Below are 12,118 nucleotides of genomic sequence, written 5' to 3'. Positions count from 1 at the left end.
CCCGGCCCGGCGTGGGCGGCTACGCCTTCGGTTCTTGGGCGATGCGGATCATGGTGCCGGAGGGGTCGCGGACGGCGCAGTCGCGAGGGCCCCACGGCTGCTCAGCCGGCTCTTCCAGCACCTCCGCGCCGCTGGCCCGCACCTTCTCGAAGGTCGCGTCGAGGTCGTCCGTACGGAAGATGAGCATCGGCATGACGCCCTTGGCGAGCAGCTCGCGCACGGCGTCGCCGTCGGCTTCGGATCGGCCGGCGTGCGGCTCGGACAGGACGATCTCGAGGCCCGGCTGGGTCGGGCTGCCGAGGGTGACCCAGCGGAACCCGCCCGAGGAGACGTCGTTGGTCACGTCGAGCCCGAGCCCGTCGCGATAGAAGGCGAGCGACTCTTCCACGTCGTTGACGGTGACGTGACAGTACTGCAGTGCGATGGACATGAGGTCAACGCTAAGCCGCGGCTTCGCGTCCCGCCTCCCTCCGGATCTCGGCGTGCCTGACCGGTCTGGTGCGCACCTTCGCCACGCACGGGGGCATGGCCGTCTCGGCGCGGTGCTCGCGGGCGCGGTAGGCGCTCGGCGTCTCCCCCACCAGCTCGGTGAAGCGCGAGCTGAACGAGCCGAGCGACGTACACCCCACCGCCATGCACGCGTCGGTGACGCTCATGCCCGCGCGCAGCAGGGCCATCGCCCGCTCGATGCGGCGGGTCATGAGGTAGCTGTAGGGGGTCTCTCCGTAGGCCGCGCGGAACCGCCGCGAGAAGTGCGCCGGCGACATGAGCGCGTGGCGGGCCATCGCCGCCACGTCGAGCGGCCGCGCATAGTCGCGGTCGATCAGATCACGCACCCGCCGCAGCCGGACCAGGTCGGCCAGGTCTTCCGCAGTCATGGGAAGAATATACAACCGCCCGCCGACAGAATCCGTTGACCTGCGATAACAGCCCCTGCGGAGGGTGATCGGGCAGGTGACGCACGCGAACGACCAGTCCGGTCCGGGTACGGGGCCAGGCGCGCCGATGGCCGGCCCTCCGGCGGAACTCCCCGCATCGGCAGTCCGCATTCCGGCGAACTCGCCCGCCGAAGGCCGCCCTCACCGCGTACCCGCCGCACCACCTCTACGATCTCAACCGTGACCGCCTACGACGCCGACCCGTTCGACCACCTCGACGCCGCCGCCCTGCCGCCGCGTCAGCAGCGCATCCTGGCCGCCATCCAGGACTGGGTGATCAGGTACGGCTACCCCCCGAGCACCCGCGAGCTCGGCCAGGCGGTCGGGCTGCGTTCGGCGTCCACGGTCTCGAAGCACCTCAGAAGCCTGGAGGACAAGGGCTTCCTGCGCCGGAGCGCGTCGATGACCCGGCCCATCGACGTCCGCCTGTTCCTGCGCGGCCCGGCGGCGGAGACGTCCGGCGAGCTGGTGAGCGTGCCGGTGGTCGGCGACATCGCCGCCGGCGTGCCCATCCCCGCGGACGAGCACCTGGACGGCTCCCTGACCCTGCCCCGCGACCTGACCGGGCGCGGCAACGTCTTCGGCCTGCGCGTCCGGGGCGACTCGATGATCGACGCCGCCATCTGCGACGGCGACCTCGTCGTGGTACGCCAGCAGCCCGAGGCCCACTCGGGCCAGATCGTCGCCGCGATGATCGACGACGAGGCCACCGTGAAGGTCTACCGGCGGCGCGGCGGGCACGTTCTTCTCGAACCTCGCAATCCCGCGTACGACGTCATCGACGGCGACCGTGCCGTGGTGCTGGGCATCGTCGTGTCGGTGTTGCGCAACGTCTGAGTGTCGCGGCTGTGTGACGGCTCAGCGGTCGTGGCTGTGTGACGGCTCAGTTTCGCGTCAGCGGCCAGCGCCTTTACGTCGTAGATTCGGGCAATCCCGCACATGCTCCCCTGCCTCTCCTACTACGATCGTTTTAACGAGTGACTAAGGAGAAGGCATGACGGAGCAGGAGCGGGCACCTGCGGGCGTGGACGCGACCGTGCCGAGCGTGGCCCGGATGTACGACTATCTCCTGGGTGGCAAGGACAACTTCCGCGCCGACCGCGAGGCCGCCGCCCAGATCATCCAGCTCTCTCCCAACGCGAAGGAGGTCGCGCAGGCCAACCGGGCGTTCCTCGGACGGGCCGTACGCGCGGTCGCGGAAGGCGGCACCCACCAGTTCCTCGACATCGGCACCGGGCTGCCGACCCAGGACAACGTGCACCAGGTCGCGGCCAGGTTCTCCCCCGGCTCGCGGGTGGTCTACGTCGACAACGACCCGATCGTGCTCGTGCACGCCCGCGCCCTGCTGGCGGAGACCGGCGACGTCCTCGTGGTGGAGGGTGACATGCGCGACCCCAAGGCGATCCTGGGCCACCCCGACGTCACCGGCCACCTCGACTTCCGGCAGCCTTTGACGGTGCTGATGGTCGCGGTGCTGCACTTCATCCCCGACGACGACCAGGCCCAGTCCATCGTCCGCACCGTCCGCGAGTCTCTGCCGTCCGGCAGCCACCTGATCATCTCGCACGTGACCGCGGGCGAGCTGGGCAGCGACGTGGTCGGCGAGGGCAACGACGTCTACCGCAGGACCACCGCCGGCAACGTGACCCCGCGCACGCGCGAGCAGATCGCCGGCTTCTTCGAGGGGCTGGAACTGATGGAGCCCGGCCTGGTGTCGACGACCGACTGGCGCCCCGAGGTCGCCCTCGATCCCTCGCTCGCCGGTCCGGGCGGCGCCGACATCCTCTGCGCCGTCGGCCGCGTCCCCTGAGGTCCCTGCATCCCGGCTGCGTCAGGGCTTGGCGGCGGCGGCCAGGAGATCGGCCAGCTCCGCCGGACGGGTGAGCATGGGCCAGTGCCCGGAGTCGAGGTCGACGTAGTCGACCCGCTCGGCCTTGGCCAGCTCAGGCACGTCCCCGGCCGCGACCCACTCGCGCGCCTGCGCGGGGGTGAACTCGGGGCACACCACCAGCACGGGCACGCCGAAGCGCCGCTCGTCCGTCAGGCGCACCACGCCCTTCGCCACCCCCTCGGGCACCGGTACGGCCGCGCTCGCGAAGTCCCGCCTGGCCTGCTCGTCGAGGTCGGCGGAGTCGGGCCCCTCGAACGGCCCCCATCCGGGGAACGGCATGACCCCGTCCTCCACCTCGAAGAAGTCGGCGTAAGCCTGCCCGTCGCCCGACGGGAAACCCCCGATGAGCGCGACCTTGGCGACCCGGTCCGGGCGCGCGTCTGCGGCCAGCCAGGCCAGGGTGCAGGCGGCGGAGTGTCCTGCCACCATGACCTCGCCCCGCGCCGCGTCCACGGCCGCGAGCACCGCCGCCACCTGGTCGTCGAGCGTGGCCGAACGGGCTCCGTCGCCCTGGCCTGGCAGGGCGACCGGCACGGCGCGATGCCCGTGCGCCTCCAGGGCGGGAACGACGTCGTCCCAGGTGGAGGCGTCGAGCCAGAGGCCGCCGATCAGCAGAATGTCCATATTCAGGTCTTTCTCCTCGGTACGTCCCGGCGAGCGCCGTACCCGCGGGACCCGGTAGCCCCGCCAGGCTAGGACCGATTCCGGACGTTCGGCTTCCTGTTCTTGACGTGACCTCCTAATCTTCAGGGGTGCCGACCGATCTCAGCCCCACCGCACGGGCCCTGCGCACGATGGAGCTCCTCAGGAACCGCCCCGGCGTGACGGCCGCCGAGCTCGCCGATCACCTGCACGTCACCGAACGGGCCGCCCGCCGCTACGTCGGGATCCTGCGCGAGGCGGGCATCCCGGTCGAGTCCACCCGCGGCCCTTACGGCGGTTACCGGCTCGGGCGCGGCACCCGGCTGCCCCCGGTCGCCTTCACCGAGCCGGAGGCGCTCGGCCTGGTCATGGCGGTGCTCGACGGGCAGCCGGCCGCCACCGACGCGGGCGACGTCGTCGGCGCCGCGCTCGGCAAGGTCATCAGGGCGCTGCCGGAGAGCGTCGGGCGGCAGGCGGCGGCGCTGCGCGAGCACGCCTCGGCGGCTCCCGACCGGTTCTCGGCCCGGCCTGATCCGGCGATCACCAGCGCGCTCGTGGCCGCCGGCGCGGACCGGCGGCGCGTGGTGGTCGCCTACCGGAGCGAGTCGGGCAACGAATGGGAGGCGGAGGTCGACCCGTGGGCGGTCGTCGTCCGCCACGGCCGCTGGTACCTGCTCTGCCACTCCCACCACGCCGAGGCCGTGCGCACGTACCGGGTCGACCGCGTACGCGAGGTCCGGCGGACGACGCGGGCCTTCGAGCCTCCTGACGGCCTCGACCCGGTGGCGGCGCTGGAGGAGAACCTGGGCACCGGGTGGGAGTTCGGCACGCGGGTCGTGTTCGACGCCCCACGGGAGGAGGTCGCGCCGTGGATCCGGCCGCCCATGGGACGGCTCGAACCTCTGAACGGGGGGTGTGTGCTGGTCGGCAGCACGAGCAACCCGTCGATGTACGCGCAGGAGTGGCTGCCGACGATTCCGTTCCCGTTCCGCGTCGAGGGCGGGCCCGAGCTGCGCGCCGCGGTCGCGACCCTCGTCTCCCGCCTCACCGCCTCCCTGGAGCCCCGCTGACCGCGCCCCCGGGCGGCCGAAGCAGCCACCGCGTCTCAAGCCGGTGTCACAGGCCGCCGCGTCAGAGGCTGTCGAGCGCGACGCCTATGATGCGTTCGGTGTCGATCTCCGGCCGGCCGTGCGGTGGAGAGCGCCGGACGGGCGGACTCGCCGCCCGGCCGCGCCTCACCGCTCATCGGGGGACCGGCGGGGACAATGGGGGCGACAGGGGGCGATGGCGGTGACGGACAGCGGGTCGGACGATCCGAAGGAGCTCGAACGGGCCGCGGAGGTGTTCGCGGACGTGCGCGGACGCCTGTTCGGGATCGCGTACCGGATGCTGGGCAGCGCCGGCGAGGCCGAGGACCTGGTGCAGGACGTCTGGCTGCGCTGGCAGGGCTACGACCGTTCGACGGTGGACAATCCGGCCGCGTTCCTGGCCACGACGATCACGCGCCTCGCGATCAACGAGCTGCAGTCCGCGCGCGTGCGCCGCGAGACCTACGTCGGCCCGTGGCTGCCCGAGCCGGTCGACACCGGCGCCGACCCCTATCTGGGGGCCGAGCGCGGTGAGGCGCTGAGCCTGGCGGTGCTGCTGCTGCTGGAACGGCTCTCGCCGACGGAACGGGCCGCGTACGTGCTGCGGGAGGCGTTCGACTATCCCTACCCGCAGATCGCCGAGATCGTGGGGCTCAGCGAGCCGGCAGTGCGCCAGCTCGTGTCCCGGGCCCGCAAGCGCGTGCTCGTCGAGCGCCGCGCCCCCGTGACCCCGGGCGCGCAGCGCAAGCTGCTGACGGCCTTCGTCGCCGCCGCCCGCGCCGGCGACCTGGCCACGCTGGAGGAGCTCTTCGCCGCGGACGTGGTCAGCTACTCCGACGGCGGCGGCGCCGCGCGTGCCACCCGCATGCCCGTGGTCGGGGCGACGCGGGTGGCGAAGGTCATCAAGGCGTTCGCGCCGCGCTTCTGGACGGGGGTCGAGGTGGCGTGGGGGACGGTGAACGGGCAGCCCGCGGCCCTGCTCAGCCGCGACGGCGAGGTGTTCACGGTCATCGCGGTCAGCGCCTCGGAGCGGGGCATCGACCAGGTGATGTGGATGATGAACCCGGCCAAGCTGACCGCCGTGGCCGGCGGCCGGCGTCAGGAGAGCGAGTAGCGGATCGGCAGTCGTTTGAGCCCGCCCACGAACGTGGTCGCCGTCCGCGCGGGCTCACCGTCCGGCTCGACGCGGGTCAGCCGGGGCAGCAGCTCGGCGAACAGCTCCTGGATCTCCATCCTGGCCAGCGCGGCGCCCAGGCAGTAGTGCACGCCTGAGCCGAACGCCAGGTGCCGGTTGGGGTCGCGCCCGGCGTCGAAGCGGAACGGGTGGGGAAAGACGTCTTCGTCCCGGTTCGCCGACGGGTAGACCAGCAGCACCGACTCCCCCTCGCCGATCGGCGTGCCGCGGACCTGGGTGTCGGCGGACGCCGTGCGCATGAACGACTTGACCGGGCTGACCCAGCGGATCATCTCCTCGGCGGCCGAGGTCAGCAGGCCGGGGTCGGCACGCAGCCGGCGCAGCTCGGCCGGGTGGCGGATGAGCGCGTCCAGGCCGCCGGCGATGGTGGAGCTGGTGGTGTCGTGCCCGGCGGTGGCGATGATGATGTAGTACGAGGCGACGGTGTTGTCGTCCAGGTGGCGGCCGTCCACGCGGGCGTTGGCGATCTCCGAGGCCAGGTCGCCGGTGGGGGTGGCGCGGCGGCGGGCGGTCAGGTCGTGGAAGTAGGCGAAGAGGTCCTCCAGCACCGAGGTGTGGTCGACGGGCGTGCCCGAGCCGCGCCCGGTGTCGGCGTCGTCCTGGCCGAACAGCTGCTGGGTCAGGCTGAGCATGCGCGGGAAGTCGGACTCGGGCAGGCCGAGCAGCGAGAGGATGACGTAGAGCGGGTAGTGGACGGCGACGTCGCGGGCGAAGTCGCAGGCGCCGCCGTGCTCGGCCATGACGGTGACGTATCGCGCGGCCAGCTCGCGTACGCGTGCTCTCAGCTCGCGCATCGCCTTGGGGCGGAACCAGTCGGCCCCGATGGCGCGCAGTTCGCGGTGGCGGCGGCCGTCCAGGTGCACGAGGGTCGCCAGGGCCCCGCCCTTGGCGCGGCGGGCTTCGAGCGCGGCGTCGAGCGCGGCGGTGCGCAGGACGGGACGCGGGGCGTTGCGCCACAGGGCGTGGTCGCGTTCGATGTCGAGGATGTCGGCGTGCCGGGTGACGGCCCAGAAGGGCGTGTAGCCGGGGGCCTCGACGCGGTGGACGGGGGCCTGCTCGCGCAGGAGCGTGAGCGCGGCGTGCAGGCGGTCCTCGTCGGCGTAGGTGGCGGGGACGGCCAGCGAGCGGCCGGCCTCGGCCACGGACAACGCTGCTGGGGTGGCGGTCACGTGGAGGGCTATTCCCGCGCGACGTCCGGTCCATGCGGCCACCCGGCCGCTCGGCCGCCCGCCCGTCCGGCAGGTCAGCGCGGTCGGCGGGCGGGGTCAGAGCGGGCGGTGCATGATGTGGAGGCCCACGTATCCCCGTTCCGGATGCCGGAAGCCCTCGGGCACCGTCCCGATGATCTCGAAGCCGAGCGACCGGTAGAGCAACACCGCGTGCGTGTTCGTCTCGACGACGCCGTTGAACTGCATGGCGCGAAAGCCCCGCTCCCGCGCCCAGTCCAGCGTGTACGCGCACAGCGCCCGCCCGACGCCGCGGCCGGTGCGAGCCGGATCGACCATGTAACTGGCGCTCGCGACGTGGGCGCCGTTGCCCCACTGGTTGTTGTTCATCTTGGCCGTGCCCAGCACTTCGCCGGCGTCGTCCACGGCGACGACCGTGCGGTTGGGCGCCGGCAGCATCCACCAGTCATGAGCCTGGTCGGCGCCCATGTCGACGGGATAGGTGAACGTCTCGCCGGCGGCGACGATCTTGCGGAAGAACGGCCACACGGCCGCCCAGTCCTCCTCGGTGGCCTCTCTGATCACCATCCGGTCATCGTACGGGCGACGAAGACACACCCGCGACAGGTTATCCGCTGGGCTGCCGGCACAGTACGGCGGGATTCTCTGGGTTGCTGGCACATTGCCGCCCTCGTCCGGTCTCCGTAGCCTCTGAGCATCCCCCCGCGACACCCCCGGGAGAGCCGCACATGCCCTTCACCAGCGCGTCGGACGTCGAGATCTACTACGAGACGGCCGGAGACCCGTCCGGCAGGCCGCTGGTGCTGATCGAGGGCTTCGGCGGGCAGCTCATCGGCTGGCACGAGGAGTTCTGCGCGCTCCTCGCCGACGCCGGGCTCCACCTCATCCGGCTGGACAACCGCGACGTCGGGCTGTCGCAGAAGTTCGGCGGCCCCGAGGACCTCGACGGCGGTTACGGGCTGTCGGACATGGCGGACGACGTGGTCAGGGTGCTCGACGCGCTGGGCCTGGAGAGCGCCCACGTGGCGGGCCGGTCGATGGGCGGGATGATCGCACAGATGCTGGCGATCGAGCACCCGCGGCGCGTACGCGGCCTGGCGCTGTTCTACTCGATCCCGGGACAGTCGCCGAGGTACGTGCTGCACGGCGAGCACCCCGAACGCCTGATGGTGCAGCCCAGGTACGGCCGCGACGAGGTCATCGCGTACGCGGCGGCCGCCCACCGGGAGGCCCGGCCCGACCATCCTGAATCCGAGGTGGAGTGGGCCCGCGACCGCGCCGCCGAGGCGTACGACCGCTGTTACGCCCCCGACGGCATGGCCCGCCAGTGGGCGGCGCTGGTGCGCGCCCCCGAGCGGCTCGAACGGCTGCGCGCGGTCGAGGCGCCCACGGTACTGGTGCACGGACGCGACGACCCGCTGCTGCACTGGCACGCCTCCTCGGACATGGCCGAGGCGATCCCCAGCTCTGAGCTGCACGTCTATCCCGGCATGGGCCACTGGCTGGAGCGCCGGCTGTGGCCCGACTACGTCGCCGCGATCACGCGTACAGCCCGCCGCCACGAGCTCGCGGGCGCCCGCTAGGAGGCTTCGCCCGGCCAGTTGGACAGGGCGAAGTGGAGGACGTCGAGGATCGCGGACCACGAGCTGTCCGTGTCGCGCACCCCGCTCGAATGGCTGAAGGACTGGGCCGCCTCCAGGCTCACGAACCCGTGGAAGGTGCTGCCGAGCAGCCGGATCGCGTCGATCTGGTCCGCCTCGGGCACCCGGTAGCCGCGCAGGATGGCGCGCGTCATCTCGGCGTGCCGGACGCCCGCGCTGGCCGCCGCGGTCTCCGGGTCGAGCGGGAAGCGGGTGGCGGCGTAGCGTCCCGGATGCCGCCTGGAGTAGTCGCGGTAGGCGTTGGCGAAGGCCACCAGCGCGTCCTTGCCCGCACGCCCGGCCAGCGCGTCGCTCACCTCGTCGGCCAGCTCCGCCAGGGCGAACAGCGCCACCTTGATCCGCAGGTCGCGCATGTTCTTGATGTGGGAGTAGAGGCTGCCCTCCTTGACCCCGAAGCTGCGCGCCAGCGCCGTGATCGTCACGTTGTCGAAGCCGAGCTCGTCGGCCAGGTCCGCCGCCACCTCGGTGAGGCGGTCGACGGTCACCCCCGCACGTGCCATGGACGTCCTCCCAGAAACCTAAACCATTTATGCATTTGCATAATAGTTTGAGCTTGTCTAGCCTCGCCACTCATGAGAGCCATCACCGAGCGTGACATCCGCGCGTCCTTCGTCAACTGCTCCAAGGGTGAGGCCAAGCGGCTCGGCCTGCCCAAGGACCTCGGCGACCAGCCGTGGGACGACCTCGACTTCCTGGGCTGGCGCGATCCAGGCGCGCCGGAGCGCACCTACCTGGTCGTCGAACGTGACGGGCGGCTGACCGGGATCGCGTTGCGGGTGACGTCCGGCGGCGGGCGCGGCTTCACCTCGCGCAGCATGTGCTCGCTCTGCCTGACCACGCGGACCGGCGGCGGCGTGGCGCTGATGACGGCGCGCCGCACCGGCGAGGCGGGCCGGCTGGGCAACACCGTCGGGCAGTATCTCTGCAACGACCTGGACTGCTCGTTGTACCTGCGGGGCAGGAAGGAGTCGATGTCCGGGGGCGACCTGGAGGAGACGCTGCCGCTGGAGGGCAAGATCGCCCGCCTGCACGCCAACCTGGACGCCTTCCTCGCCAAGATCACCGCCTGAGGCTTTGAGGACGGCGCGGCGCGGAAGACGGCATCGCCCGCAGGCGGCCCTGCAGGGCCGTTACAGCAGGCGGCGCTGGAGGACGTCGGCGAGGGCCGTGGACACGAGCCGCTCGACCTCGGCCTCGCCCGGCGGGCCGCCCTCCCGCCCGGCGAACAGCAGGTGCCCGGACCCGATCAGCATGAGCGCGAGGGTGTCGACGTCGGCGTCCGCGGCGATGCGGCCCATGGCGCGCTCCTCGGCCAGATAGACCGCGATCATGCCGGTGGCCTCGGTGAGGATCGGAACGCCCGCGGGCGCGGTGACACGGAGCAGCGCACGCAGATCGTCGCGGAAGACGAGCAGACCGACGACGGCCACCGCGACCGAGCCGAACAACTCGGTGAGCGCGCCCGCGAGGTTGCCGGTCACGGTGCCGGTGCCCGCGGCGGCGCGCAGGACGGCCGCCTGCCGCTCGACCCCGGCGATGCGCTCGCGGACCAGCTCGGCCAGGAACTCGTCGAAGTCGGCGAAGTGCCGGTGCAGCACCCCCTTGGCGCAGCCCGCCTCGGTGGTGACGGCGCGGCTGGTCAGGGCCTGGGGGCCGGCGCGGAGCAGCACCCGTTCGGCGGCGTCGAACAGCTGCCGGCGCGCGTCGCGCATGGCCACTCCAGTCGGCATGACACGCCTTCCTTCCTCGCGGGTGAGCCACTGGCAACTTTATCGGCCGGCGCGCCCCATCAATTCGGAGTGAACACTCACTCCGTCCGTTCGACGTCATCCCTTCCTGGCCCTGGATGCCGGCTGTCCGGAACGGTGGCGTACCCATTAATCGGACTACTGCGGAGAAAACGGCGGAACCTACTGAGTCCGCCCGAACGTCCAACCAGAGCTAGCGTTCGCGTCCGGCATCCGTACCCGTTTGTGGTGGTGCCGGCGCCGTAGTCCGGCCTGTTCGCCTTCGACAAATGACGCGAGTTCAGCCCCTCCCTCCACGTCACGGCAGAGCGCCGTGGCGGTCGTCGCCATGCGCCGGTTCGCCGGGTGGAGGGCCAGATGACTCCGATCCACATGGAGGACGCGTATGAGGTTCGACCGACCGCGCCCGCAGCGGCGGGTCTCCAGGCAGTTGCTCAAGGTCGCCGCCGTCGCGATCGTCACGGCCGGCGGGCTCGGTGTGACCGTGACGGCCTCGGCGGCCACCCTGACGCCGCCGGCCCCGACCCCGACGATCACCGAGTCCCCCACAGAAACTCCGACCGAGACCCCGACGGAAACCCCCGTACCGACCGAGACCCCGACTCCGACGCCCACCGCGACCGAGGTGCCGTCGATCAACCCCTGGAGCTTCCTGGGCGCGATGCACGGCGAGTTCGTGGTCCCGACCAAGGACGGGTGCGGCACCGTCACGGTGCTCGCCCAGACGGGGCAGGTGTCCGCCCTCGCGACGGACTCCATCACGGTACGCAGCCAGGACGGGTTCGAGCAGACGTACACGATCGACGAGTCCACCCGCCGGCCGGTGCGCTTCCGTGACCGGGAGGCCCAGATCGAGCAGGGCGGCTGGGTGTCGGTGACGGCCACCACGGACGGCACGACGGCCAGGGCGCTGAACGTCCTCGACCTGTCGCGGCCCGTCCGGCTGCACCCGTGGAACAACCGCGAGTGGAAGCGGGCCAAGCAGTGGTGGAGAGGCGTCGTGCCGACGTGGCAGACGCCGACTCCCTGCCCGACGCCGACGTCGACCGCCACGCCGATCCCGTCGGACACCGCGACACCGCCCCCGACCGACCCGCCGACCGAGGTCCCGACGGAAACCCCGACCGAGACCCCCACGGAAACCCCGACGGAAACCCCCACAGAGACGCCGACCGAGACACCGGGCTCCTGAACGGCCCAGTGAGCGGGCGGCGACTGGCGATATCCCGTGGGAAGTTGTCGATCGGCCCACTGGGGCGAGGGTGCCGGGCGGCCTAGCGTTGCCTGCGCACCCGCCGCGACCACCCCAGAAACGGATGATCACGTCCCATGTCCATCGTCATGCCGATCCTCATCGGCGTCGTCGCCGTCACCCTGATCTCCCTGGTCCCCGAGCGGCACCGGCGCCCGCTCAACGCCGTCGTGGTGGCCGGGGCGGGCGCCGCCTATCTGAGCGGAGGCGGGCTCGGACCGTGGGAGTTCGTGCTGCCGGTCGTGATGAGTTACGTCGCCTACCGGGGGCTGGAGAGCTGGACCTGGATCGGCGTCGGCTGGCTGCTGCACACCGCGTGGGACGTGATCCACCATCTGAACGGCACCCCGCTGCTGCCCTTCGCCGAGCTGTCGTCGTTCGGCTGCGCCATCTGTGACCCGGTGATCGCGCTGTGGTGCTTCGCGGGCGGGCCCTCCGTCGTCGGCCTGGTCCGGGCCCGGTTCCGCCGCGATCCCGCGCTGGGCGGGCCCGTACAGGAGTGACGCCCGGCGGACC

At 72.0% G+C, this 12,118-nt stretch carries 15 protein-coding genes; 8 read left to right on the top strand and 7 right to left on the bottom strand.

The genetic code is table 11. From position 1 onward, the window contains the following. Positions 1–19: 19 nt before the first annotated feature. Entirely contained in the window at positions 20–430 is a 411-nt protein-coding gene (locus AB0C27_RS13960) for a VOC family protein (RefSeq protein WP_357842786.1), read from the bottom strand. Positions 431–440: 10 nt separating this feature from the next. Further along, complete coding sequence (locus AB0C27_RS13955; RefSeq protein WP_357842783.1) at positions 441–878, bottom strand: helix-turn-helix transcriptional regulator; 438 nt, start codon at positions 876–878, stop codon at positions 441–443. A gap of 240 nt (positions 879–1,118) precedes the next feature. On the opposite strand from AB0C27_RS13955, the gene lexA reads away from it, so the two are divergent. Together lexA and AB0C27_RS13945 are read left to right on the top strand one after the other, a co-directional pair. After that, positions 1,119–1,775: a transcriptional repressor LexA gene (lexA, locus tag AB0C27_RS13950; protein ID WP_357842780.1), complete on the top strand. Its 657-nt coding sequence runs from the start codon at positions 1,119–1,121 to the stop codon at positions 1,773–1,775. Between the two features lie 157 nt (positions 1,776–1,932). Beyond that, positions 1,933–2,748, top strand: coding sequence for an SAM-dependent methyltransferase (locus AB0C27_RS13945; protein ID WP_357842777.1), 816 nt, complete (start codon positions 1,933–1,935; stop codon positions 2,746–2,748). Between the two features lie 21 nt (positions 2,749–2,769). On the opposite strand, the gene AB0C27_RS13940 is transcribed toward AB0C27_RS13945, so the two are convergent. Then, positions 2,770–3,453 carry an alpha/beta hydrolase gene (locus AB0C27_RS13940; protein WP_357842775.1) on the bottom strand — a complete coding sequence of 228 codons (684 nt, stop codon included), beginning with the start codon at positions 3,451–3,453 and terminating at the stop codon, positions 2,770–2,772. 128 nt (positions 3,454–3,581) lie between these two features. Between AB0C27_RS13940 and AB0C27_RS13935 the strand changes: the two genes are divergently transcribed. Continuing rightward, positions 3,582–4,541, top strand: coding sequence for a WYL domain-containing protein (locus AB0C27_RS13935; protein WP_357842772.1), 960 nt, complete (start codon positions 3,582–3,584; stop codon positions 4,539–4,541). A gap of 214 nt (positions 4,542–4,755) precedes the next feature. Next, the gene (locus AB0C27_RS13930) at positions 4,756–5,673 is read left to right on the top strand and encodes an RNA polymerase sigma-70 factor (RefSeq protein ID WP_357842769.1); all 918 of its coding nucleotides are present in this window, start codon (positions 4,756–4,758) and stop codon (positions 5,671–5,673) included. Here AB0C27_RS13930 and AB0C27_RS13925 read toward each other — a convergent pair. Both AB0C27_RS13925 and AB0C27_RS13920 read right to left on the bottom strand, forming a co-directional pair. Further along, on the bottom strand, positions 5,658–6,923 hold the full coding sequence (locus tag AB0C27_RS13925) for a cytochrome P450 (protein WP_357842766.1): 1,266 nt from the start codon (positions 6,921–6,923) through the stop codon (positions 5,658–5,660). The genes AB0C27_RS13930 and AB0C27_RS13925 overlap by 16 nt on opposite strands. 96 nt (positions 6,924–7,019) lie before the next feature. Further along, positions 7,020–7,508 (bottom strand): GNAT family N-acetyltransferase, encoded by a 489-nt coding sequence (locus tag AB0C27_RS13920; protein WP_357842762.1) that lies wholly within the window; start codon positions 7,506–7,508, stop codon positions 7,020–7,022. A gap of 161 nt (positions 7,509–7,669) precedes the next feature. On the opposite strand from AB0C27_RS13920, the gene AB0C27_RS13915 reads away from it, so the two are divergent. Continuing rightward, positions 7,670–8,524, top strand: a complete 855-nt coding sequence (locus AB0C27_RS13915; RefSeq protein ID WP_357842759.1) for an alpha/beta hydrolase — start codon at positions 7,670–7,672, stop codon at positions 8,522–8,524. On the opposite strand, the gene AB0C27_RS13910 is transcribed toward AB0C27_RS13915, so the two are convergent. Next, positions 8,521–9,102 carry a WHG domain-containing protein gene (locus tag AB0C27_RS13910; protein WP_357842757.1) on the bottom strand — a complete coding sequence of 194 codons (582 nt, stop codon included), beginning with the start codon at positions 9,100–9,102 and terminating at the stop codon, positions 8,521–8,523. The two genes, AB0C27_RS13915 and AB0C27_RS13910, sit on opposite strands and share 4 nt — an antisense overlap. A 72-nt stretch (positions 9,103–9,174) precedes the next feature. On the opposite strand from AB0C27_RS13910, the gene AB0C27_RS13905 reads away from it, so the two are divergent. Beyond that, positions 9,175–9,672 carry an FBP domain-containing protein gene (locus tag AB0C27_RS13905; protein ID WP_357842755.1) on the top strand — a complete coding sequence of 166 codons (498 nt, stop codon included), beginning with the start codon at positions 9,175–9,177 and terminating at the stop codon, positions 9,670–9,672. A 60-nt stretch (positions 9,673–9,732) separates the two neighbouring features. Here AB0C27_RS13905 and AB0C27_RS13900 read toward each other — a convergent pair whose 3' ends face one another. Beyond that, positions 9,733–10,332 carry a TetR family transcriptional regulator gene (locus tag AB0C27_RS13900; protein WP_357842752.1) on the bottom strand — a complete coding sequence of 200 codons (600 nt, stop codon included), beginning with the start codon at positions 10,330–10,332 and terminating at the stop codon, positions 9,733–9,735. Positions 10,333–10,735: 403 nt separating this feature from the next. Here AB0C27_RS13900 and AB0C27_RS13895 point away from each other — a divergent pair, with 403 nt between their 5' ends. Next, positions 10,736–11,542 (top strand): hypothetical protein, encoded by an 807-nt coding sequence (locus AB0C27_RS13895; RefSeq protein ID WP_357842749.1) that lies wholly within the window; start codon positions 10,736–10,738, stop codon positions 11,540–11,542. Between the two features lie 137 nt (positions 11,543–11,679). Then, positions 11,680–12,105: a DUF6010 family protein gene (locus AB0C27_RS13890; RefSeq protein WP_357842747.1), complete on the top strand. Its 426-nt coding sequence runs from the start codon at positions 11,680–11,682 to the stop codon at positions 12,103–12,105. The last annotated feature ends 13 nt before the right edge of the window (positions 12,106–12,118 follow it).

This window comes from Nonomuraea sp. NPDC048882 (genome assembly GCF_040649755.1).
In the GTDB taxonomy this organism is placed as follows: Bacteria; Actinomycetota; Actinomycetes; order Streptosporangiales; family Streptosporangiaceae; genus Nonomuraea; species Nonomuraea maheshkhaliensis.
The sequence above is the reverse complement of the archived record's forward strand: the minus strand, read 5'-3'. Positions and strand labels throughout refer to the sequence as shown.